Source organism: Achromobacter sp. FW305-C-13 (assembly GCF_058783475.1).
This window is the reverse complement of record NZ_JBYSYN010000001.1, coordinates 1,946,634-1,969,491: the sequence shown is the minus strand read 5'-3', so window position 1 is coordinate 1,969,491 and position 22,858 is coordinate 1,946,634. Positions and strand designations below refer to the sequence as shown.

The window sequence follows — 22,858 nt, the reverse complement described above, 5'->3', positions numbered from 1 at the left end:
CGGTCAGGGCACCACGCCGGTCCATTCAGGGGTGGAGAACTTCTCTTCGGCCTGTTGTCGGGCGCGCGCCAGCGTGTCGCTGCCGATCTGCCCGGGGGTGAGACGGTGCAGGCCGGCAAAAGTTTCCACCATGCGGTCGATGATGACCTCGCGCGCCAGCCCGGTCTGCGTGCGCAGCGGGTCGACACGCTTCTTGGCGCTGGTGGTGCCCTTGTCGGATAGCTTTTCGCGGCCGATCCGCAAGACTTCGACCATTTTATCGGCGTCGATGTCATAGGACATGGTTACGTGGTGCAGCACGGCGCCGGCCCGGCGCGCTTGCGCGGCGCCGCCGATCTTGCCGATGTCCGAGGCGATGTCGTTCAAGGGCTGATACCAGGCCTTGATGCCCAGGCCCTGCAGCGCGGTCAGCACCCAGGCGTCCAGGAAGGCATAGGATTCCTGGAAACTCATGCCGTGCACCAGCGCTTGCGGCGCGCTGAGCGAATAGGTGATGGAGTTGCCGGGCTCGATGAACATCGCGCCGCCACCGCTTACACGGCGCACGACCTCGATGCCGTGGCGCTTGGCGCCCTCGGGATCGACTTCATTCTTCAGGGATTGGAAGCGGCCGATCACCACGGCGGGGGCGGACCATTCCCAGATGCGCAAGGTGGGCGGCCGCTGGCCGGCGCCGACTTCATCAGTGATGACGGCGTCCAGCGCCATGTGCAGCGACGGCTCCTGCGGGCCTTCGTGGATCAGTTGCCAGTCGTAGTCGTTCCAGTCGGTGCGCGTCATGCGAGCGCCCTCCGCAGGACGACGGCGACGGCCTCGGCGGAAAAGCCGAACAGTTCGGCATCGGCGGGCAGGGCCGATTGGACGGCAACCGCCAGTTCCAGTTCGCCGGCGTCGGCCGGCATGCCGTTCAGGCCATTGTTGATGGCTTCAAGCGCTTCGGGCGGTTCAAGAAAGAAGTCGCCGCTGATACGCACGTCGGCCAGGCGACCGTCGCGCACTTCCAGATCCGCCACGACCAGTTTGCCACCGGGGACTTTATATTCGCCATGCATGGGCGCTCCTTGCAAAATCATCTACTTGCACTACAGGCTGAGTTTCATGCCATCGTGACTGGCCTTGAAACCCAGGCTTTCATAGAACCGGCGCGCGTCCGGACGCGCGCGGTCGGTGGTCAGCTGGACCAGGCCGCATCCCTGGATGCGGCATTGTTCAATCGCCCATTCGAACATGGCGCGTCCCAGGCCCTGGCTGCGGTAAGACGAGGCGATGCGCACGCTCTCGATTTGTCCGCGCCATTGGCCCTGCCGCGACAGGCCGGGTATGAACGATAACTGCAAACAGCCGACCAGGTGGGAATCCTGCTCGACCACTGCCATGAATTGATTGGAATCCTGGTTGATCGCGGTAAACGCGGCAATGTAGCGCGGATTCGGCGGCACGGACGGGTCTTCGCGCGTGGCGCCCAATTCGTCGTCGGCCAGCATCGCGATGATATGCGGCAGGTCTTCGGCGCGCGCGCGGCGGAACGCCAGTTTCGGTGCTGTCATGGGCGGTCTCCGGCGAATCAGCGGGTGACTTGCTGCGCGGTCTGGCCGAACAGGATGCGGCGGGACTCCTCGTCGCTGATGGACGGGGCGGTATTGATGGTGTCGGCCAGCGCATAGGCGCGTTGGGTGGCGGGTCGCGCGGCGATGGCGTTGAACCAGCGCTGCAGGTGCGGGAAGTCGTTCAGGTCCTGGCCTTGCTTGGCGTGGGGCACGATCCAGGGGTAGGCGGCCATGTCGGCGATGGAATACTCGCCCGCCACGAATTCGCGGTCGGCCAGGCGCTTGTTCAATACACCGTACAGGCGGTTGGTCTCTTTGACATAGCGGTCGATGGCGTAGGCGATGCGTTCTTGCGCATAGCCCGAGAAGTGGTGGTTCTGGCCGGCCATGGGCCCCAGGCCACCCATCTGCCAGAACAGCCATTGCGAGACTTCGGCGCGGCCGCGCACGTCGGCGGGCAGGAAGCGGCCGGTCTTCTCGGCCAGATACTGCAGGATGGCGCCAGACTCGAACAGCGAGATCGGCGCGCCGCCGTCGGCGGGCGCCTGGTCGACGATGGCGGGAATGCGGTTGTTCGGCGCGATGGCCAGGAATTCGGGTTTGAACTGATCGCCGCGGCTGATGTTCACCGGGTGGATCTTGTAGGGCAGGCCGGTTTCTTCAAGGAACAGCGTGATCTTGTGGCCGTTGGGGGTGGTCCAGTAGTAGAGATCGATCATGGGGAGCGTCCTGGGAATCATGGCGCCGCCGGCGGGGGCCGGCGGATGGAAAAGCCATGATAGCGGGGACGGCTTGGCCCCGCCCTGAATAACCGGGGCCGGGGTGCGGGTTTCCGGTGCCGCTGCCGCGGTCAGGCCGTGCCGGCGCCGGGGCGCGGGCGGCCCGGCAGGCGCCAGGTCCAGTTCAGGCTGACGCCCGCGGCGGCCAGGAAGATCATCGCCACGCCCACGACCTGCGTGGCGTCCATCCGGTGGCCGTAGACCAGAAAGTCCAGCATGATGGCCACGGCAGGGTAGATGAAACTGAGTGCGGCGGTGGACGTGGTGGGCAGCTTCTGGATGGCCGAATACATCAGTATGTACATCAGGCAGGTGTGGATCAGGCCCAGGGCGACCAGGTAGCCCCATTGCAAGGGCGCGGCGGGCAGGGCGTTGAAATCCGCCATGGGCAGCAGCATGATGGCGCCAAGCGTCACCTGCACCAGCGCCAGCACCTGAGGCGGGATGCCCTTGAGCCGCTTGACGATGATGGCGGTGATGCCATAGAGGGCCGCGGCCCCCAGGCCCAGCATCAGCCCCGACAGGTATTCGCTGCCTCCAGCCCCCCCGGTTTCCGACAGGCGCAGCACCAGCAGCAATCCGGCAAATGCCACCACCGACCAGGCAAGCTTGCCGCGTGTAGGGCGTTCGCCCAGGAACAGCACACCCAGCCCGATCAGGAAGAAGGGCTGCACGTTGTAGACGGCCGTGGCCAACGAGATGGACGCCAGCCGATAGGCCGAGAACAGCAGCACCCAGTTCAGGACCAGCGCAGCGCCGGCGGCAAGCGCCAGGGCCAGCGTGCGGGCCGTGAACAGGCCGGGCCTGAGCAGTCCGCGCGCCCAGCAATACAGGAACAACGACAACGCGCCGAAGACGCAGCGGAAGAACACGACGTTCCAGGCGCTTTGGCCGGACTCGATGACGAACACGCCCAGTGTGCCGGACAGGGTCATGGCGGCGGCCATTTGCGCCAGGCCGAGGCGTTCTGATGCGGGATTCATGAGCTTTCTCCGGGCGGGCTGTCCGCGATGTACGATGGAGAAATTATCCCAGGCAGATCAAGGTGGTTATATGATGTTCGTGTGGTGCTTTTAACGTCATACCTTCTTTTAGGTGGAATTTATGCAAAACGACCTAAAAAACGAAAGCCCTGTTCTGGATGGCATCGACCGCCGCCTGGTCGAGACCCTGTCGGCCAATGCGCGCACCACCACGGCCGACCTGGCCCGGCAGGTGGGCATGTCGGCGCCCAGCGTGGCGGACCGCCTGCGGCGGCTGGAGGAATCGGGCGTGATACGCGCCTACACGTTGGATGTGGACCCGGTAGCGTTGGGCTACACGTTGGAAGCCATTGTGCGCATCCGGCCCTTGCCCGGGCAGTTGCGGCATGTGGAAGGGCTGATCCAGGAGATCCCGGAATTCGTGGAATGCGACAAGGTGACGGGCGATGATTGCTTCATCGCCCGCGTGGTGCTGCGGTCGATTTCGCACCTGGACGGAATTCTTGAGCGCGTGACGGAGTTCGCCGAAACCAATACCGCCATCGTCAAGGCACACACGGTGCGTCGGCGCCTGCCGCCCTTGCGCTAGGGCGGTTTAGGCCCCAGCCGCGAGCCGGCTCAGACCGGCGCAGAGAGCGCCCGGACGATGTCGTCCTTCAGGCCCGCCGGCGTGTCCGTCGGTGCGTAGCGCTTGATGACCTGGCCGTCGCGGCCCACCAGGAACTTGGTGAAGTTCCATTTGATGCCTTCGGTGCCGAAGACGCCGGGCTTTTCGCCCTTCAGCCAACGGTACAGCGGATGCGCATCCGCGCCGTTCACGTCCACTTTGGCGTAAAGCGGGAAGGTGATGTCGTATTGGGTCGAGCAGAAGTTGCGGATCGCGGCCTCGTCGCCGGGCTCCTGGTGACCGAACTGGTCGCAAGGAAAGCCCAGCACTGTCAGCCCGTCGTCGCGCAGCGACCGGTAGAGTTCTTCCAGGCCCGCGTATTGCGGTGTGAAGCCGCACTTGGAGGCGACGTTCACCACCAGCAGCACGCGGCCGCGGTAGATGTCCAGGGATTGGTCCTCCCCGTTGATGTCGCGGGCCGTGAAATCGAAGATATTGCTCATGCGGGCTCCTGTGTCAGGCGTCTGGACGCGAGGGCGCCAGTGCGCTGGCTTGCCCGTCGAGTGTAGCGCCTGGCCCGGCGCCGGCGCTGGAACTCAGACCAACTTCAGATCCAGCGGGGCCACGCCGGGAAACACCTGCGCCAGGCGCGCCTTGTCCAGCCCGTACAGCCGCGAAAACAGGCCGGCGAAGACCGCGCGGTATTCGTTCAGCACGGGATAGTCGCGGTCCTGGAACAGGGTGTCGCGCTTGACCGCGACTTGCCGGCCCGCGATGCGACCACCGCGCACATTGCCGCCCATCACCCAGTACACGGTGCCATGCCCGTGATCGGTGCCCTTGTTGCCGTTTTCGCGAAAGGTCCGGCCGAATTCGCTGATCACGACGACGGTGGTCTGTTGCCACGCAGGGCCCATCGCGTCGGCGTAGGCGGCAAGCGCCCGGCCCAGTTGGCCCAGGCGGTTGGCCAGCGCGCCGGTGGCGGCGCCTTGGCCCACGTGCGTGTCCCAGCCGCCCACGTCGACAAAGCCCAGGTTGTAGCGGTCGGTCATGAAGCGGGCGATGCGGCGGATTTCCAGTTCAAGCTTGTCGGTGGAGATGGCGTTGCCGTTGGCCGCCTGCATTTCGGCGTCGATCTCTGCGCGCGCGGCGCCCATGACGCGTTGGCCTTCGGTGACGGCTGCGTGCAGGTCCGTACCCTCGTAGAGCGAGGCGATCACCCGGGCATCTTCTTCGTTCAGGCGGGATTTGCGTCCGGCTCCCAGCAAGTCGATATTGGGGATGCGCGTGTCGCCTCGGAATATCTGCGGGACGTCTGAGGTGAAGGCGGCGGGTTGGGAGCGCTTGGCATTCAACGCGGTCGTCAGCCGATTGAGGAACCCCGACCGGTAGTCGCCGCCTTTCCCAGAGGCCTGTCCCCGCTCGATGCTGTTCTGCGTTTCGAAATGGCTGCGGCTGAGGTCGTCGGTGCCGGCAAATGCCACGAAGGCCAACTGCCGCTTTTCATAGAACGGCAGCAGGCTGTCGGCCAGGGCCGGATGCAAGGCCCAGCCGTCGGCAAGCGGCAGGGCGGAACCGGGCCCGCCGCCCGGCCGGGGAATCGCGATGGTGGGCCGCGCTTCATAGTAGAAATCACTGCTTGCGGGAACCAGCAGGCTGGCCGCGTCGTACGCGCCGCGCATGAAGACCACCAGCAAGCGGTTGCCCGACGCGGCAGGCGCGGCATAGAGCCGGCTGCCGCCCAGCACCAGCGGGGCGGCAGCCATCAATTGAAGCAGTCGGCGTCGATCCATGAGGGGGCTCCTAGCGGCGCATGAACTCTGGCGAGGCCAGCAGGTAGGTGTTGGCGACAGGTGTCGATTTGGCTTGTTCCACGGCCTCTTGCGTGCGGCGCGACAACGTCGAGAAGAGGCCATTGCCCGCGTTGGCTTTCAGCAGGTTCGGCGGGCGCGGTACGCTTGGCGGCTGCTCGTCGGGCTTTTCCCGATAGAACACGCGCGGCGCATCGGCAATGGTGCTGGCGATTTCAAAGCGCGCCGTCATCTGGCCAGACCCGGCCCAATCCGATTGGGACGGCGGGTAGCCGTCCGGGGTCAACCGCTGATACAAGGGTTGCCCAAGCTGCTTGAGCAAGTTGATGCTGCCCCGGGCATTGACGATGGGCGGCAAGCCGTTGTACGTCAATCGCAATGAAGAATACAGGTAGTGGACCGGATCCTTGAAGACACCCGACTTCAGGGACGCGGCAAATTCGGGCGAGGAGAACAGGGTGTGCAGGGTGGCGGAGATATCGCCGCCCTTGTCCAGAAAGGTCCGGCTCATCTTGTCGATCAGGGAGGGGGGCGGCGCGTCACCGACGAAAAAAACCGCCAGCTTGCGGCTGATGAATGTCGCGGTGGCCGGCTGGCGGGCCAGCAGGTCGGCCGCTTGTTCCACTTCCCGCATGCCAGCGCCAGCGATGGTGTGCCCCAGGAATACTTTGGTGCCGTAATCGTGGCGAGCCGGGTTGAAAAGGAAATAGCCCTGCTGCACGACTTGCCCGCGCAACGCCGTCTTGACCTTGGGCGGCTCAAGGCTGTTGCCCAGTCCCAGTCCCGTAAGGATGCGGGCCAACTCCTGCACGTCGTTCTGGGAATAGCCGCCATCCACGCCTAACGTGTGCAGCTCCATCAGTTCGCGAGCGTAGTTCTCATTGATCTTGCCCGCCACGTTCTGCGTATTGTCCAGATAGATCAGCATGGACGGAGACCGCATGGTGGCGGCCAGCAGGTCGCGGAACTTGCCCAGGGCATGCGGACGGATCGCGCGGTCTTCGTACTGGGAAAGGAATATGCCGACGTCGCCTTTCTCGCTGTCCACGCTGAAATGGTTCATCCAGAACCAGGTCATCTGGTCTTGCAATTGATTGGGAGAGTAAAGCGCCCGCCACAAGGCGCGTTCGCCGACCTCGGCGCCGCGTTCACGCGCCATTTGTCTGGCTTGGCGGTTCGCGCTCAGCTTGTCCTCGTCGGAACGGTCTTTGGCCTTTTGCCGTATGTCTATCTGGGCTGCCCGTGCCTGCTCGTCCGATTGCTGCGAAATGGACAAGGCATCGATGCGTTGCTGCACCTCGGGCGGCAATGGCGCCTGAGCCGCGGGATGCAATTGCGCAAGCAGATAGCGGTCGATCCCCATCGTCTGGGCACGCGCCAATTCTGTCGGCGTGGCGCCCCAGGTCACCCGATTGACCAAGGCGGCGTCCCGCGCCTGCTGTGGGGAGGCTTGCTCGGCGAGCGCCCCTGCGGCCAGCGGCAGCAGTAGCAAGGGGGCCAAGCGGAAAAGCCAGGAGGTCAGCCGTGCCATAAATCGGTTTCCTTCAACCAGGACACTTGATGTCAGACAGAGTATTCACTGAAGCATTCCCCGGCGGCGTATTCTTGAAACGCAAGGAAACGGATCGTTTGTTCCTGACGAACCTATCCCCGTGCGTGTGAGGGGCCATTCAGGCGGCAACGCAGCCGCCGTCCTATCATGTCGCAACGATCTTCAAGTGCCAGCAGGAGCGCCGCGATGGAAGGAATGATTGAACGCCTGGAGGCCATGCTGGCCAAGGGCACCGACAACATGCTGCTGCGGTTTTCGCTGGGCAAGGCCTATGCCGAGCAGGATTGCTTTCGCGAGGCTGAACCGCACTTGCGGGCGGCCCTGGCGTTCGACCCCGCTTACTCGGTCGCCTGGAAATGGCTGGGCAAGGCCTGCCTGGGCCTGGGCGACGTGGAAGGCGCACGGGCGGCGTGGAACTCGGGCATGGAGGCCGCGCAGGCGCGTGGCGACAAACAGGTCGAAAAAGAACTGCAGGTATTCATCAAGCGCTTGGACAAGCAGGCGGCGGCCGGCGTCTGAGCCGGCCCCCCGTCATCGTCAGGCCTGGCCTTCCAGCAACGGCCGCGCGCTAGGCGTCGCGATCAATCCCGCCGATACAGGCGTGGCGGCACGCTTGGGCAGTACCGTCTGGCTGCCGGCCACGCGGAACACTTCGATGGCGTGGCGCAGTTGCGCGCCTCGGGTGCGCAAGTTGTCCACGGCCAGCGCGGCCTGCTCGACCCGCACCGCATTGCGTTGGGCCGCGGTATCCGTTTCCGAAATGGTGCGGCTGACGTTGTCGATGCCGGTGTGCTGTTCGGTGGAGGTGGCCGCGATCTCATTCATGATCTGCGTGACCTGCTGCACGGAATCCACGATGTCCAGCATGGCGGCGCCCGCACGCTCCACGTGCCGCACGCCATCGTTGACGCGCTCGTTGGACGCTTCGATCAACGCTTTGATTTCGCGGGCAGCGGTGGCGCTTTTCTGCGCCAGGCTGCGCACTTCCGTGGCCACTACCGCGAAGCCCTTGCCGGATTCGCCGGCGCGGGCGGCTTCCACAGCGGCGTTCAGGGCCAGGATGTTGGTCTGGAACGCGATGCCGTCGATGATGCCCACCACTTCGGTGATGCGCGAGGAACTCTCGACGATCCCGTGCATGGCGGCCACCGCTTCGTTTACGACCTGGCCGCCGCGCTTGGCTACGTCCGAGGCCTGGCTAGCCATCCGGTCTGCGCCGTGCGCGTTTGACGCGTTCTGCTTCACCGTGGCGGCCAGCTGTTCCATGCTGGCCGCGGCTTCTTCCAGCGACGCGGCCTGGCGTTGGGTGTGCGCGGACAGGTCCTCGTTGCCGTCGGCAATCTCCGAGGCGGAGTGCAGCGCGCTTTCAATGCCATCGTGCACGTCGCGCGTGATGCTGACCAGGCTTTTGCGCATGACTTCCAGCGAGAACTTCAGGGCGCCGATCTCATCGCGCAGGCTGGCCGAGGGCAGGGGCGTGCTGAGGTTGCCCGCGGCGATCTGCCGCGTGAAGTCGGTGGCGGTCGCCAGCAGCCCCGAGATGCTGCGCGCGAATCCCCAGCCTGAGGCGAAGATGAGGATCACGCCTGCCGCCAGCACGGCCGCGGCGATGGCGAGTTCTTCGGGCTGCATGCGGTCGAACATGCCGTACAGCGCGACGCCGGCCGCGCCCAGGAACAGGGTGGACGCCAGCATGGCCCAGGCCAGCATGCGCGAACGCACGCCGGTCAGGCGCCACAGCTTGCCGCGCGCCAGGATGCCGGCGATGCCCGTCGGCCGTGCCTGGCCACGCACGAGCCGCACGCCGCGCGCCGTGCCGTCGCGCAGTCTTCTATAGAGCTTGTCGGCTGCGTCGATCTGCGCTTGGGTCGGCTTGACGCGAACCGACGCATAACAGACGGTTTCCCCGCGCTCGATGATGGGGGTGACATTGGCCAGCACCCAGTAGTAGCCGCCATCCTTGCGGCGGTTCTTGACGACGCCCGTCCAGGATGCGCCGCGCTGGATGGTGCGCCACAAATCCTCGAAGGCGGCTTCGGGCATATCCGGGTGGCGCACGATGTTGTGGGCGGCGCCCACCAGTTCCTCGCGAGAGAAGCCGCTGACTTCCACGAACGCGGGATTGGCGTAAATGATGCGGCCACGGGCGTCGGTGCGGGAGATCAGGTACTGCTCGTCGTGAAGCGTGTATTCCTTGTCGTAAACCGGCTGATTGTTGCGCATGCGTCTGTCGTCCTGTGATGGGCGGGGGCGTGGTGCAGCCGGGGATCATCGGGGAGGGGCGCGTGCGCGGGGTTGATCTACATCAAGATATTGGAATGTTATGCAAAACGTAAATTCATGCGATGTGGGTCATACGGCAGGCAGGTTGCCGAATGCTTCCAGCGCGCGAAGCCGGCTTTGCGCCAGGTCCACGATGGGCGCGGGATAGCCGGCGGCCGCGCGTTCCATGGGGCTGGGGTCATGGATGGCTTGATCGTCCAGGTGCGCCAGTTCAGGCAGCCATTCCCTCAGGAAGATGCCGCGAGGATCGAACCGGCGGGATTGCGACAGAGGATTGAACACGCGGAAGTAGGGCACCGCATCGGCCCCCGTGGATGCGCTCCATTGCCAGCCGCCATTGTTGGCGGCCAGGTCGCCGTCCACCAATTGCGCCATGAACCAGGCTTCGCCCAAGCGCCAATCGATCAGCAGGTTTTTGGACAGGAACATGGCGGTCACCATGCGCAGCCGGTTGTGCATCCAGCCCAGCGCCAGCAGCTGCCGCATGGCGGCGTCGACGATGGGAATGCCCGTTTTTCCCTGCTGCCAGGCATGCAGGTCTGCAGGCGCGTCGCGCCACGGCACGGCGGCGGTCTCGGGTTTCATGGGCTGGTGCATGGACAGCGACGGGTAGGCGGCCAGCAGGTGCTGGTAGAACTCGCGCCACAGCAGTTCGTTGATCCATGTGGCGGCGCCGGCCTTGCCGCTATCCAATTCGCCATGATTGGCTGCCAGCGCCGCACGCAGCGCTTGCCCGGGCGACAGTACGCCGGCCGCCAGATAGGGCGACAGGCAGCTGGTGCCGGGCAGCGAGGGGAAGTCGCGCTCGTCCTTGTAGGCGTCGATGACGCCGTCGGCAAAGGCGGCCAGCCGGTCGCTGGCCGCGGTTTCGCCGGCGGGCCACAGCGCGCGCACGGCATCGTTTGCAGGCGGGAATCCGTCGAAGGCGTCGGGGAGGGCGTCGGCCTTCCACGCCGGCGCGGTTTGGGCGCGGGGGGCGGGCACGGGGCGGATCGGCGCGGTTCGCAGGCGTTCCCTGCACGTGCGCGCATAGGGGGTGTAGACGCGGTAGCACTCGCCTTTGCCTGTCAGCACCGTGCCGGGGCGCAGCAACGAGGCGCCGTGATGCAGCGTCCATTCCACGCCGCTTGCTTGCAGCGCGTCGGCCACGGCCGCATCGCGGCGGCGTTCGTTGATGGCCCATTCGGTATTGGCGTGGACTTGCCCAATGCCGTGGGCCTGGCAGAAGCCGGTGATGGCGCCGGGGGCCTCGCTCCAGTCCGCGACCGTCAATAATTTGAGGGGAATGCCCAGCTTGCCCAGGTCGGCCGAGAGTTCGCGCAGGTTGCGCAGCCAGAAATCTACTTTGGCCGGCGCGTCGCCATGCAGGCGCCATTGGCCGGGCGACGCCAGGAACAGCGCAGTGACCGTGCCGTTTTCGGCGGCGGCGGCCAGAGCGGGGTTATCGTGCAGGCGCAGATCGGTGCGTAGCCAGAGCAGCGTGTTCATCTAGGGCAATCCAGGACGGAAATCGGCGGACAGGCGCGCCCGGCCATTGAGGCTGGCATTCTATCGCGCGGCCCGTCCATGGAAGACGATGTAAAAACTACGAGTAGATGTGACCGGGGCAACTCAGCGGGGGACGGGTGGGGCACTGGGCCAGATCCGAGGTTTCCACGACAGCACGCGGTCAAACCATGAAACACGCTGAGGCCGCATACGTATTGACGCGCTTGTCCCCGCGCCATGTAATTCACTTAACGACGAGAGCAAAAGTGAACGCTATGGGAAATCTGATGGACCTACGCCCGTCCTTTCTGAGGGGACGCACAACCGCCGGCAAGACGTCGCTCGATGTCCTGCAAAAACTGTGGCGTTCACTCGACCTTCCCGACGAGTCGCTGGATCACGTGTTGCTGACCGGCGCGGACCCGGTGCTGCCCTCGTCCTTTGCGGTTGGCGCGGCGGCGCAAGCCAGCATGGCCGCTGCCGCACTGGCTGCGGCCGAACTCTGGCATCTACGCGGCGGCACGCGTCAACAGGTTTCGGTCGACATGCTGCATGCCGCCCAGGAATGCCGCAGCCATTTCAAGATCAACGGCGTGACGCCCAATCCGTGGGATCCCGTCAGTGGCGTGTACCGCTGCGGCGACGGAGGCTGGGTGCGTATCCACGCCAACTTCGCGCATCATCGCGACGGCGCTTTGGCGTTGCTGGGCTGTCCGACCGGTGAGGGCACCACGCGGGAAACGGTGGAGCGTGCGCTGAGCCGCTGGAAGGCGCTGGACTTCGAGCAGGTCGCCGCCGATGCGGGCATGGTGGTTGCCGCCATGCGCAGCTTTGACGAATGGGACCGCCATGCGCAGGGCCAGGCAATCGCCTCGCAGCCCCTGATGACCATCGAACGCATCGGTGAGGCCGACCCGCGGCCCTTGCCGAAGTACGGGCACGACGCGCGGCCGCTGAAGGACATCCGGGTACTGGACTTGACTCGCATCATCGCCGGGCCCGTCTGTGGACGCGCGCTGGCCGCCTATGGCGCCGACGTGATGCTGGTGAACTCGCCCCAACTGCCCAATATCGACAACATCATCGACACCAGCCGCGGCAAGCTGTCGGTGCTGGCCGACCTGGACACGGCCGACGGCCGCATCGCGCTGGGCAACCTGTTGCGCAGCGCGCACGTGTTCGTGCAGGGCTATCGGCCGGGCGGCATGGCCGCGTTGGGCTTTGGGCCGCAGGACGCCGCGCGCATCCGGCCTGGCATCGTCTATGTGTCGCTATCGGCCTACGGCAATACCGGCCCCTGGGCCAACCGGCGCGGGTTCGATTCACTGGTGCAGACGGCCACGGGCTTCAACCACGCCGAGGCGCAGGCGGCAGGACAGGAAGCGCCCAAGCCCCTGCCCATGCAGATTCTGGATCATGCGTCCGGGTACCTGATGGCATTCGGCGCGCAAGTCGCGCTGGCGCGGCAGGTGACCGAGGGTGGAAGCTGGCACGTGCGCGTGTCGCTGGCGCAAACCGCGCATTGGCTGCGCAGCCTGGGCCGGGTGGATGGCGGGCTGGCCTGTCAGATGCCGGAATTCGAGGGTTTGCTGGAAACCGAGCCGTCGGGCTTTGGCGAATTGCTGGCGGTGCGTCATGCCGCCCGCTTCTCGGAAACGCCGGCGCGGTGGACGCGCCCGTCCAATCCGCCCGGCACGCATCCGCCTGTCTGGCCGTTCAATTAGGCCGCAAGCGCCGTCGTAAAAAAGCCCGGACGAATAGCCGGGCTTTTTTACGTGTTACTGCTTCGCCTTCCAGTCGCGCAGCGCGCGCATGGTGTTGGCTACGTGCGAGTCCGGATTCATGTCCGTGAATTCATAGAGGATCTTGCCTTGCGGCGAGATCACGTACGAGATCCGTTGCGCGTAGTCGGGACGCTTGTCGTGCACGGCGTCGTAGGCCTTCATGATCTTGCCGTCGCCATCGGCCGCCACGGCGAACTTGCTGCGGCATTCGCTGACCGAAAACTTGTTCAACGTGTCGATATCGTCCGTCGACACGCCAATGACGGTGGCGCCCAGAGACTTGTATTCGTCCGTGGCTTCGGCGAAGTTGTGCGCTTCGATCGTGCAGCCTTTGGAGAACGCGGCGGGGAAGAAGTACAGCACGACGGGCCCTTGCTTTAAGGCCTCGGTCAGTTTGAATGTGAAGACGTTGCCGCCCAGCGAGGCCTGGGTGCTGAAGTCAGGCGCGGGCGCGCCCACGTTCAAGGCGGCCTGGGCCGACGTGCCGGCCAGCAGGCCGCAAAGCATCAAGCAGGAGACAAGGCGTTTCATGGGAGGCTCCGATATCCAGTGTGGCGCGCGGGCGGGCGCGGCAAAGTGCCTACTGTAGTCCCGCCGTTGGCAGGGGTCCAGTTCAGTCGCGGTTCGGCCCGCCGCGACCCTCGCCGCGCTGCGCTTCACGGTCTCGGCCGCCGCCCTGCTGGGGGTGTCCTTCCGGACGCGGCGAGGTTTGTTGGCGCACCTGCTGCTGCGCTTGCTGACGCTGCTCGCGGGCCTGTTGCTGCTGCTGGTGCTGCTGGCTATCGCGGGCCTGTTGCTGGCGGGCCTGCTGCTGTGCGTCCCTGGCCTGCCGCGCCTGCTGTTGCTGCTCGCGATCCTGATGCTGCCGCGCCGCCTGCTGGTCGCGGGCCTGTTGCTGTCGCACTTGCTGATCGCGCGCCTGTTGCTGCTGCGCTTGTTGTTGCGCCTGCTGCTGCGCACCCCTGGCTTGGTCCCGCGCCGCGTCGCGTGCCGGGTCCCGCACCTGCTGCGGCGCTGGCGATTGTGGGGGGCGCGCCGTGCCCGAGACGGTTTGTCCCGGACCCTGGCCGCCAGCGAAGTTGGCGGCGGGCGCGCCATTGCCGGCGCCAGGCCCCGGGCGATTGTCGCGGCCGTGGTCCCGTCCATTGCCGGGATTGTTTCCTGGGCCATTGCCCGGGCGCGCCTCGCCGCCGGGACGTGGCGCGTCAGGCGGGCGCCCGTTGTTGTTGGGATGGTCGACGAACGCCTGGGGCGGGCGGCCCTTGTTGTGATCGTAGAACTGCGCGCGGTTGTTGCCCGCATCGCGCATGAACCCGCGCTGCATGTCGGTGGGGGGGGCGTGCCGGTCGTTGCGGGCGGCTAATTCGCGGGGGTCGGCGTCGCGGCGGATGCCATCAGGCCCGCCGTGGTAGCTCACGCGACGGTTGTCGACGTTGTTGACGACGACGGTGTGGTTGTAGACATTGGTGACGCGCGTCACGTTCACGTTCGTCACGGACCGGTTGTAGTAGAAGCGGTCGCGGTTCCAGTAGCCGCCGACGTAGCCGATGCCGACATAGCCGAAGCCGTAGTTGATGCCGCCATAGAAACCCACGTGAGGGCCCCAGTAGCCGGCGTTCCAGACATACAGGCCGTTCACGAAGCCCCAGTAGCCCGGCGTCCAGAGCGCGCCATGGTAGGGGGCCATCACCCATGCGCCGGGCACCCAGAAGAAGCCGTAGCGATTGCGGCTCCAGTAGCCGGGCACCCACATGTAGCCGTCTGCCGGTGCGGGCGGCTGCACATAGACGGGCAGGGGCGGCGGTGGTTCCGGGCTGCGGTCCACCAGGGCCAGGTTGGCGTTGGCGGGGTCGCCGTTGTCATAGGCCGGGGCAGCGGGCGCAGGGGGCGGCGCATAGGTCTGCGCGGCCGCGCCGGCACAAATCGCCAGCAAGGCTGCGGTGGCCAGGGGCCGAAAGCGGGAAATCCGAACGGACGGTGTCATGGCTGTTCCTGATCGCCTCGGGTGCGAGGATCAATATCCGCGGTAGTAGTAATGCGGAGCGGGGTACGCCGGGTAATAGTAGTGCGGCGTGTAATAGACGGGGGCCGGGCGGTAGTAGGCCGGGCGGGCCGGCACCACGACGCATCCAGTCAACGAACTGGCTATGGCCAGCACCAACAGCAGACGCTTCTTCATTTGAGTCACTCCCAACCAGCGCCAGGTGTGTGGCTTACTTCCTAATGCGCTGATACGGATTAGGCCATACCCTCAGGCGGGAGTTCGCGGCTGTAATCGTTCCGAAACAGCTTTCAAGTGACGGATGTTTGCGGCTGCGTGACGGCGCATGTCGTTCGTATCAATCTCTGCGGAAAAAGCAACGGGGCCGCCTGAGCGACCCCGTTGTATTGCCTCGCGCCGGGTGAGGGCGCAACGCCAAGCCAGGTGGTTAGTTCCAGCGGCCGCCGTTGCCGGCCAGGCTGAAACGGCCGGCGCCCATGAAAGCGATGGCCAGGGCGGTGAACAGGAACATGCCTTGCAGTTCCAGGGCCCAGCCGCCGGTGTTGGTGATGGTGCCCAACTGGCCGGTATGGGCCAGCAGGATCGCAACCACCATATTGATGGCGATGATCAGGCCGCCCAGGCGGGTGTAAACGCCGATGATGAGCAGCACGGGCGCGATGATTTCGCCCACGTACACGCCATAGGCCAGAAAGCCCGGCAGGCCGTGCGACGACAGCATGCCGCTGATGCCGGTGACGCCGCCGCCCATCAGTTTGGACAGGCCGTGGAGCAGAATCAGAATGCCGAGGGTCAGGCGCAGGATCAGCTTGCCGGTATCGTCGGACTTGATCATGGTGAGTTTCTCTTGTGATGGTTAAGGGGACAGCGGCTCGTTGGAGCGCGCTGTTTACCTTTGGTTCCGCGTCCGGCGCGCCCCGATTGAGGCGGCAACGCCGGGCCAGGCGGGGCCATTATGGCAAAACCCGAGCAAAATCATCAAGCTTTCATCGCGGTCTTTCGACCGGTCGATCAGAAAAATTCCCTGTCCCGGCAGCAATCAAAATTCTTCGAGGAACCGCATGCGGAACCGGCGGCCCTTGATATTGCTGTTGGATACGCGCGAGAACACCTGCTTGGCGATCTGGCGGTCCAGTGCCACATAGGAGTTGAACTCGGTGATGTTGATCTTGCCGACTTGTTCGAAAGTCAGCCCGCCGTCGCCGGTCAGGGCGCCCAGCAGGTCGCCCGGGCGCAACTTGTCCTTCTTGCCGCCCTGGATGCACAGCGTGACCATCGGCGCGCGCAGGGGGCGGTCGGCCTTGGGTTTCAAGGACTTGATGTCGCCCCACTTCAGCGGCGAACCCTGGTATTGCTCGACCAGGTTGGCCCAGCGCATTTCGTCGGGCGAACACAGGCTGAGCGCCAGGCCCTTCTGATCGCCCCGGCCGCTGCGGCCGATGCGGTGCACGTGGACTTCGGTGTCCTTGGTGACGTCCACGTTGATGACGGCGCCCAGGTTCTGGATGTCCAGCCCGCGGGCGGCCACGTCGGTGGCGACCAGGACCGCGCAGCTCTGGTTGGCGAACTGGATCAGGATCTCGTCGCGTTCGCGCTGCTCCAGGTCGCCGTTCAAGGCCTGGGCGCTGATGCCGTCGGCCTGCAGCCGTTCGACCAGGTCGTGGCTGCTGATCTTGGTGTTGCAGAAGGCCAGCGTGGAGACGGGGCGGAAGTGCGCCAGCAGACGCGCCACGGCGTCCAGGCGGTCCTTGCCGTCGATTTCGTAGAAGATCTGTTCGATGCGGCTGGCGTCGTGCTGCGCTTCGACCTTGACTTCGGCCGGGTTGCGCAGGAACCGGGCGCTGAGCTTGCGGATGTTGTCGGGGTAGGTGGCCGAAAACAGCAGCGTCTGGCGTTTGGCCGGGCAGTGCGAGGCGATGGCGACGATGTCGTCATAGAAGCCCATGTCGACCATGCGGTCGGCTTCGTCCAGCACCAGCGTGGTCAGGCCGGCCAGGTCCAGGCTGCCGCGCGTCAGGTGGTCCTGGATGCGGCCGGGCGTGCCGACGACCAGGTGGGCGCCGCGCGCCAGCGATTCGGCCTGGGGGCGGGCGGCGGCGCCGCCGCACAGGGTCAGGATCTTGACGTTGGGAATCAGGCGCGCCAGCCGGCGCAGTTCCTGCGCGACCTGATCAGCCAATTCACGGGTGGGACAGACCAGCAGCGCCTGGGGCGTCAGGCGGCTCGTGTCCAGCTTTTGCAGCACGCCCAGGCCGAACGCCGCGGTCTTGCCGCTGCCCGTCTTGGCTTGCGCGATGATGTCGCGGCCTTCCAGGATGAGCGGCAGGCTTTGCGCCTGGATGGGCGTCATTTGCTCGAACCCCAGGCTTTGCAGGTTGTCGAGCAGGGCGGGCAAGAGGGGCAGGGAGGAGAAGGGCGTGTTGGTCACAATAGGAGGTATCGCAAAAAATGCGAAAAACAGAGTCGACCGACAGTGTAAGCCCTGGGCATGGCCAGACCTTCGCTCGGGCGGGCGGAGCGCCCAGATAAATCAGGGACGCAGTGCGCATGACGCCGCAGGCTACGGCTGCGGTTCGTACGTGCCCGCCAGCGCTCGGGCCGCTTCCTGCATGCGGGGGAGCCAGGCTCGCGCGCCGTCGATGGACAGGCGGGCGACCGGCGCGTGCAGGGCTACGGCGGCGATGACGCGCGGCCCATGCAGGATGGGCACGGCCATGCAGACGATGCCCAGCAGGAATTCTTCGCGGTCGAAGCTGGCGCCTTCTTTCTTGATGGCGCGCAGCTCTTGCTCAAGCGCGGCGACGTCGCACAAGGTGTTCGGCGTGTATCGCGGCAAGGGGGCGGCGGCCAGCAGCCGCGCGCGGGGCTCGCGCCGCATATGGGCCAGGAACAGTTTGCCGCTGGCCGAACAGTGCAGCGGCACGCGCGACCCGGTCTGCAGGTTCACGCGCAGCGGCCAGGCGGTTTCCACGCGGTCCAGATAGATGACTTCGTCGCCGTCCAGCATGGTGCAGTTGCAGGTCTCGCCGATTTCATCGACCAGGCTGTCCAGGATGCGGTGGCGTTCGCCGCGCAAAGGCGAATTCAGCAGCGTCTCGCGCGCCAGCGCGCTCAGGCGGGGGCCGCTGACATAGCTTTTGCCGGCCGGTTCGCGCAGCAACATGCCGGCTTCGACCAGGCGCGTCAGGATGCGCAACACGGACGGCTTGGGCAGCCCGGTGGCGTCGGTCAGCGCTGCCAGCGACACGGGTGATTCGGATCGGGCGACCTGCTCCAGCAAGGTCAGCGCGCGCAACGCGGCGGAGGATTCGTCTTTCATCTTTCAATATTTGAAGATTCGGCGGCCAATGACCCATCGTCGCACGGATTTTGCAGAAAATGAAACGCAGAGGGGTGGGACAGGCGGGTTTTCTCCGGCAGTATCGAATCACCCCGGCCACGATGCAACCACACAAGCGCCGGCCTGCCAGGAGAGAGACCATGAGCAGCAAGCAACACATGACCCCCAGCGAAGCGTTTGTTGAAACGCTGGTCGCGCAGGGCGTCAAAGACGTATTCGGCATCGTCGGTTCGGCCTTCATGGATGCGCTGGACTTGTTCCCCGCCGCAGGCATCCGCTTCGTGCCCACGGTGCACGAGCAGGGCGCCGCGCACATGGCGGACGGCTATTCCCGGGTGACGGGCCGCCACGGCGTATGCATTGCGCAGAACGGCCCCGGCATCACCAACTTTGTGACCGGCGTGGCCGCTGCGTATTGGGCGCACAGCCCGGTGGTGGCGATCACGCCCGAGACCGGCACGTCCGGCATGGGGCTGGGCGGCTTTCAGGAAACCGAACAGCTGCCCATCTTTTCGCGCATCACCAAGTATCAGGCGCATGTGAACCGCCCGGACCGCATGGCGGAATTCACGGCCAAGGCCTTCGACAATGCAATGGCCGAACGCGGCCCTACGCAACTGAATATTCCGCGCGACTACTTCTACGGCGAAATCGATGTGGCCATCCCGGAACCACGTCGCATCCGCCGCGGGCCGGGTTCGGAAGAAGACCTGGAAGCGGCGGCCCGCCTGTTGGCCGAGGCCAAGTTCCCGGTCATCGTGGCGGGGGGCGGCGTGCTGTTCTCGGAAGGCCAGGCGGAATGCGTGGCGTTGGCCGAACTCTTGGGCGCGCCGGTAGTGACCAGCTATCTGCATAACGATGCGTTCCCCGCCAGCCACCCGCTGTGGTGCGGGCCGCTGGGCTATCAGGGCGCCAAGGCCGGCATGAAACTGCTGTCTCAAGCCGACGTGGTGCTGGCGCTGGGGACGCGCCTGGGGCCGTTCGGCACCTTGCCGCAGCATGGCTTGGACTACTGGCCGCAAGGCGCGCGCATCATCCAGGTGGACGCCGACCACCGCATGCTGGGCCTGGTGCGTCCGGTGTCGGTGGGCATCTGCGGCGACGCGCGGCCGGCCGCGGCGGCGTTGACCGCCAAGCTGAAGGACCGCGAGGTCGCCTGCACGCGTACCAAGACGGCGCGCGGCGACGAGATCGCCTCGCAGAAGGCCGAATGGGAAAAGGAACTGGATGGGTGGTCGCACGAGCGCGACGACTGGAGCCTGGACATCATCGAACACGGCGGCGGCCGCATGCATCCGCGCCGCATGCTGCGCGAGCTGGAACGCGCAATGCCCAAGCAGGTGATGGTATCCACCGACATCGGCAACATCTGCTCGGTCTCCAACAGCTATCTGCGCTTTGACGAACCGAACTCCATGCTGGCCGCCATGAGCTTCGGCAACTGCGGCTATGCACTGCCGGCGCTGATCGGCGCCAAGCTGGGCCGCCCCGACCGGCCGGCGGTGGCCTACGTGGGTGATGGCGCCTGGTGCATGAGCTTCCAGGAATTGCTGACCTGCGTGCGCGAGAAGATCCCGGTGACGGCGGTGGTCTTCCACAACGGGCAGTGGGGGGCGGAAAAGAAGAACCAGGTGGACTTCTACGGGCGTCGCTTCGTAGGCAGCAACCTGATCAACCCCAACTTCGCGGAACTGGCCCGTGCGATGGGCGCGGAAGGCATCCGTGTTGAGCACGCCGATCAGGTCGGCGCCGCGTTGCAGGCCGCCTGCAAGGCGCAGTCGGAAGGCAAGACCACGGTGCTGGAGATGATGGTCAGCCAGGAACTGGGCGACCCGTTCCGGCGCGACGCGCTCAAGCAGCCGCTGCGCTTGCTGGACAAGTACAAGCAGTACGTGAACCAGCCGTTCCATTCGGGCGAAGTGCCGCTGTCGATCGATCCCGTCAAGGGGTGACCGATGCCTGCGGCGCGGCCGGTGCCGCGCCGCAGGCATTCCATTTGACCTTGCGGACATCCGCGGCAGGAGCACGTACCCATGGCAATCGACCGATTGTTCGAACCCCTGCGCGATGCCGCGCTATCGGCCGGGCGGCTGCGCACCGCGGTGGCCTATCCCCTGTGCCCGGCAAGCCTGGGCGCGGCCGTCCAGGCGCGGGACGCCGGCTACATCGAGCCGGTGCTGGTGGGCCCGGCGCGCCGCATCGCCGCCTTGCTGGCCGAGATGGGCGTGCGTGCCGGCGAACTTGAGATCGTGGACACGCCGGATGACGAGAAGCTTGCCGCGCGGGCCGCCGCCGCCTTGGCGCGCGATGGCGCGGCCAGCATGTTGATGAAGGGCAGCCTGCACACGGACCATTTCATGTCGGCCGTGGTGGCCCGCGAATCCGGGCTGCGCACGGACCGCCGCATCAGCCACGCATTCGTCATGGCGGTGGCCGCGTATCCCAAGTTGTTCATCCTGACGGACGCGGCCGTCAACATCGCACCGACCTTGCAGGAAAAGGCGGACATCGCCCAGAACGCCATCGACCTGGCGCGGGCGCTGGGCGTGGCGCGCCCGAAGCTTGCGGTGCTGTGCGCGACCGAGTCCGTCAATCCGTCGATGCCGGCCACGCTGGACGCCGCCGCGCTGTCGAAGATGGCCGACCGGCAGCAGATCCGGGGCGGCGATATCGATGGGCCGCTGGCGTTCGATAACGCGATCTCGCGCGACGCGGCGGACCAGAAGGGCATCGTGTCGCGCGTGGCCGGCGACGCCGACATCCTGCTGGTGCCCGACATCGAGGCGGGCAACATGCTCTACAAGGAGCTGACCTGGCTGGCCGGTGCGGGCACGGCCGGCCTCGTGCTGGGCACGCGTGTGCCGGTGCTGCTGACCAGCCGCTCCGACTCCATGCAGGCGCGCGTCAACAGCTGCGCCGTCGCCGTCCTGTATGCACGCGCCTGCGCGGCAAGCGCCGCCGTTTCCGCATGACCGTCTCGCTGGCGTCGCTGGCACCAAAGACTCTGCCTGTTTGGTACTAAGGCCTGGTCCATTGGATGGCTACGCTTACGCGAAAGCCATCCAACGAGTGGCCAAACACATCAAGGGAAAAATCATGCGCAGCGCACGACAAGGCTTGGCAACGATTCTGGCGGTGATGGCGATGGCGATGGCGGGCGGGGCGGTGGCGGCGGATGCGCCCAAGCCCGGCGGCACGCTGGTCGTGGGATCGACGCAGGTGCCCCGCCATCTGAACGGCGCGGTGCAATCGGGTACGGCAACCGCGCTGCCCAGCGCGCAGCTCTTTGCCAGCCCCCTTCGTTACGACGCGGACTGGAAGCCGCAACCCTATCTGGCCGAATCGTGGGAATTGGCGCCGGACGGCAAGTCCCTGACGCTGCATTTGCGCAAAGACGCCGTGTTTCATGACGGCAAGCCCATTACGTCCGCAGACGTGGCGTTCTCGGTCATGGCGGTCAAGAACAACCATCCGTTCCAGACCATGTTCGCGCCCGTGCAAGCCGTCGAGACGCCCGACCCCTATACGGCCGTGCTGCGCATGAGCCAGCCGCACCCGGCGATCCTGCTGGCCTTGTCGCCGGCGCTGATGCCCGTGTTGCCCAAGCATATCTACGACGACGGGCAAGACATCAAGACGCATCCCCGGAATTCGACGGACGTAGTGGGGTCGGGCCCATTCAAGTTCAAGGAGTTCAAGCCCGGCCAGGAGATCGTGCTGGAGCGGTTCGACAAGTTCTTCCTGCCGGGCAAGCCGTATCTGGACTGCATCGTGGTGAAGATCAATCCGGACGCCACCAACCTGTTGATCGGGCTGGAACGTGGCGACATCGGGGCCTTGCCCTTCATGACCGAGCCGACCATCTTGCGGCGCGCCAAAGACAACGCCGCCATCGTCATGACCAATCGCGGCTACGAGGGCATCGGCGCGCTGAGCTGGCTGGCCTTCAATACGGCGCGCAAGCCTTTGAACGACGTGCGCGTGCGCCAAGCCATCGCCTACGCGACCGACAAGGGGTTCATCACCAAGGCGTTGAACGCGGGGTTCGCCAAACCCGCCGACGGCCCGATCGTGGGCACCAGCCCCTACGCCACGCCGGACGTGAAGAAGTACCCGCTGGACCTCAAGAAATCGGAGCAGCTGCTGGAGGAGGCCGGTTTCAAGAAGGACGCCAAGGGCGAGCGCATGACGCTGACGGTGGACTACATGCCCGGCTCGGACGTGCAGGGCAAGAACGTGGCCGAGTACCTGCGCAGCCAGTTGAAGAAGGTGGGCATCGCGGTGCAGGTGCGCGCATCGCCTGATTTCCCGACCTGGGCCAAGCGCATCGCCAGCCATGATTTCGACATGACGACCGATATTGTCTTCAACTGGGGCGACCCGGTCATCGGCGTGCACCGCACCTACCTGTCCAGCAACATCCGCGACATCATCTGGACCAATACGCAGTCCTACTCCAATCCGAAGGTCGACGCGCTGCTGGCGCAGGCGGGCATGGAGACCGACGTGGAGAAGCGCCGCGCGCAATACGCCGAGTTCCAGCGCCTGGTGACCGAGGACGTGCCGATCGATTTCCTGACGGTGATTCCGTACCACACGCTGACGTCCAAGAAGGTGCACGGTATGCCCGAGGGGATATGGGGCATGTTGTCGCCGCTGGACGACGTCTACCTGCAATAAGG

At 65.7% G+C, this 22,858-nt stretch carries 22 protein-coding genes; 6 read left to right on the top strand and 16 right to left on the bottom strand.

Annotated features, from left to right (window positions below; genetic code table 11):
• Positions 1–3: 3 nt before the first annotated feature.
• The 5 genes from AC3WMU_RS08810 to AC3WMU_RS08790 form a co-directional block, all read right to left on the bottom strand.
• Entirely contained in the window at positions 4–780 is a 777-nt protein-coding gene (locus AC3WMU_RS08810; protein WP_006223378.1) for a lipoate--protein ligase family protein, read from the bottom strand.
• Positions 777–1,052, bottom strand: a complete 276-nt coding sequence (lplB, locus tag AC3WMU_RS08805) for a lipoate-protein ligase small subunit (RefSeq protein WP_006223377.1) — start codon at positions 1,050–1,052, stop codon at positions 777–779. Before lplB ends, AC3WMU_RS08810 begins: the two co-directional genes overlap by 4 nt.
• Before the next feature lie 30 nt (positions 1,053–1,082).
• Entirely contained in the window at positions 1,083–1,547 is a 465-nt protein-coding gene (locus AC3WMU_RS08800; RefSeq protein ID WP_006223376.1) for a GNAT family N-acetyltransferase, read from the bottom strand.
• Between the two features lie 17 nt (positions 1,548–1,564).
• On the bottom strand, positions 1,565–2,266 hold the full coding sequence (locus AC3WMU_RS08795; protein ID WP_280027361.1) for a glutathione S-transferase N-terminal domain-containing protein: 702 nt from the start codon (positions 2,264–2,266) through the stop codon (positions 1,565–1,567).
• Positions 2,267–2,397: 131 nt separating this feature from the next.
• Positions 2,398–3,309 (bottom strand): DMT family transporter, encoded by a 912-nt coding sequence (locus AC3WMU_RS08790; RefSeq protein ID WP_280027363.1) that lies wholly within the window; start codon positions 3,307–3,309, stop codon positions 2,398–2,400.
• A gap of 121 nt (positions 3,310–3,430) precedes the next feature.
• Here AC3WMU_RS08790 and AC3WMU_RS08785 point away from each other — a divergent pair, with 121 nt between their 5' ends.
• On the top strand, positions 3,431–3,898 hold the full coding sequence (locus AC3WMU_RS08785; protein ID WP_006223372.1) for an Lrp/AsnC family transcriptional regulator: 468 nt from the start codon (positions 3,431–3,433) through the stop codon (positions 3,896–3,898).
• Positions 3,899–3,927: 29 nt separating this feature from the next.
• Here the strand turns inward: AC3WMU_RS08785 and AC3WMU_RS08780 are convergent, their stop codons facing one another.
• The 3 genes from AC3WMU_RS08780 to AC3WMU_RS08770 form a co-directional block, all read right to left on the bottom strand.
• The gene (locus AC3WMU_RS08780) at positions 3,928–4,419 is read right to left on the bottom strand and encodes a glutathione peroxidase (protein WP_006223371.1); all 492 of its coding nucleotides are present in this window, start codon (positions 4,417–4,419) and stop codon (positions 3,928–3,930) included.
• A 93-nt stretch (positions 4,420–4,512) separates the two neighbouring features.
• Positions 4,513–5,709 (bottom strand): DUF1501 domain-containing protein, encoded by a 1,197-nt coding sequence (locus AC3WMU_RS08775; protein ID WP_006223370.1) that lies wholly within the window; start codon positions 5,707–5,709, stop codon positions 4,513–4,515.
• 10 nt (positions 5,710–5,719) lie between these two features.
• The gene (locus AC3WMU_RS08770) at positions 5,720–7,258 is read right to left on the bottom strand and encodes a DUF1800 domain-containing protein (RefSeq protein WP_492282194.1); all 1,539 of its coding nucleotides are present in this window, start codon (positions 7,256–7,258) and stop codon (positions 5,720–5,722) included.
• Positions 7,259–7,465: 207 nt separating this feature from the next.
• On the opposite strand from AC3WMU_RS08770, the gene AC3WMU_RS08765 reads away from it, so the two are divergent.
• Complete coding sequence (locus tag AC3WMU_RS08765) at positions 7,466–7,798, top strand: tetratricopeptide repeat protein (RefSeq protein ID WP_006223368.1); 333 nt, start codon at positions 7,466–7,468, stop codon at positions 7,796–7,798.
• 18 nt (positions 7,799–7,816) lie between these two features.
• Here the strand turns inward: AC3WMU_RS08765 and AC3WMU_RS08760 are convergent, their stop codons facing one another.
• Positions 7,817–9,502 carry a methyl-accepting chemotaxis protein gene (locus AC3WMU_RS08760; protein ID WP_006223366.1) on the bottom strand — a complete coding sequence of 562 codons (1,686 nt, stop codon included), beginning with the start codon at positions 9,500–9,502 and terminating at the stop codon, positions 7,817–7,819.
• A gap of 129 nt (positions 9,503–9,631) precedes the next feature.
• Positions 9,632–11,050 (bottom strand): deoxyribodipyrimidine photo-lyase, encoded by a 1,419-nt coding sequence (gene phrB, locus AC3WMU_RS08755; protein ID WP_006223365.1) that lies wholly within the window; start codon positions 11,048–11,050, stop codon positions 9,632–9,634.
• 275 nt (positions 11,051–11,325) lie between these two features.
• Between phrB and AC3WMU_RS08750 the strand changes: the two genes are divergently transcribed.
• Positions 11,326–12,774, top strand: coding sequence for a CoA transferase (locus tag AC3WMU_RS08750; protein WP_492282367.1), 1,449 nt, complete (start codon positions 11,326–11,328; stop codon positions 12,772–12,774).
• 54 nt (positions 12,775–12,828) lie between these two features.
• Here AC3WMU_RS08750 and AC3WMU_RS08745 read toward each other — a convergent pair whose 3' ends face one another.
• From AC3WMU_RS08745 to AC3WMU_RS08720, 6 genes are all read right to left on the bottom strand, one after another.
• Positions 12,829–13,365: a peroxiredoxin gene (locus AC3WMU_RS08745; RefSeq protein WP_088588289.1), complete on the bottom strand. Its 537-nt coding sequence runs from the start codon at positions 13,363–13,365 to the stop codon at positions 12,829–12,831.
• Positions 13,366–13,447: 82 nt separating this feature from the next.
• Positions 13,448–14,818: an adenylate cyclase gene (locus AC3WMU_RS08740; RefSeq protein WP_492282193.1), complete on the bottom strand. Its 1,371-nt coding sequence runs from the start codon at positions 14,816–14,818 to the stop codon at positions 13,448–13,450.
• A 30-nt stretch (positions 14,819–14,848) separates the two neighbouring features.
• Positions 14,849–15,013 carry a hypothetical protein gene (locus AC3WMU_RS08735; RefSeq protein WP_006223361.1) on the bottom strand — a complete coding sequence of 55 codons (165 nt, stop codon included), beginning with the start codon at positions 15,011–15,013 and terminating at the stop codon, positions 14,849–14,851.
• A gap of 250 nt (positions 15,014–15,263) precedes the next feature.
• On the bottom strand, positions 15,264–15,671 hold the full coding sequence (locus AC3WMU_RS08730; protein ID WP_006223360.1) for a DoxX family protein: 408 nt from the start codon (positions 15,669–15,671) through the stop codon (positions 15,264–15,266).
• Positions 15,672–15,875: 204 nt separating this feature from the next.
• Positions 15,876–17,264 carry an ATP-dependent RNA helicase DbpA gene (gene dbpA, locus AC3WMU_RS08725; protein WP_492282192.1) on the bottom strand — a complete coding sequence of 463 codons (1,389 nt, stop codon included), beginning with the start codon at positions 17,262–17,264 and terminating at the stop codon, positions 15,876–15,878.
• Positions 17,265–17,396: 132 nt separating this feature from the next.
• On the bottom strand, positions 17,397–18,155 hold the full coding sequence (locus tag AC3WMU_RS08720; protein ID WP_006223358.1) for an IclR family transcriptional regulator: 759 nt from the start codon (positions 18,153–18,155) through the stop codon (positions 17,397–17,399).
• A gap of 161 nt (positions 18,156–18,316) precedes the next feature.
• Here AC3WMU_RS08720 and xsc point away from each other — a divergent pair, with 161 nt between their 5' ends.
• The 3 genes from xsc to AC3WMU_RS08705 all read left to right on the top strand — a co-directional run bounded on the left by xsc (position 18,317) and on the right by AC3WMU_RS08705 (position 22,856).
• Positions 18,317–20,128 carry a sulfoacetaldehyde acetyltransferase gene (gene xsc, locus AC3WMU_RS08715; RefSeq protein ID WP_006223357.1) on the top strand — a complete coding sequence of 604 codons (1,812 nt, stop codon included), beginning with the start codon at positions 18,317–18,319 and terminating at the stop codon, positions 20,126–20,128.
• 81 nt (positions 20,129–20,209) lie between these two features.
• Complete coding sequence (locus AC3WMU_RS08710; RefSeq protein ID WP_006223356.1) at positions 20,210–21,148, top strand: bifunctional enoyl-CoA hydratase/phosphate acetyltransferase; 939 nt, start codon at positions 20,210–20,212, stop codon at positions 21,146–21,148.
• Positions 21,149–21,272: 124 nt separating this feature from the next.
• Positions 21,273–22,856, top strand: a complete 1,584-nt coding sequence (locus AC3WMU_RS08705) for an ABC transporter substrate-binding protein (RefSeq protein WP_492282191.1) — start codon at positions 21,273–21,275, stop codon at positions 22,854–22,856.
• The last annotated feature ends 2 nt before the right edge of the window (positions 22,857–22,858 follow it).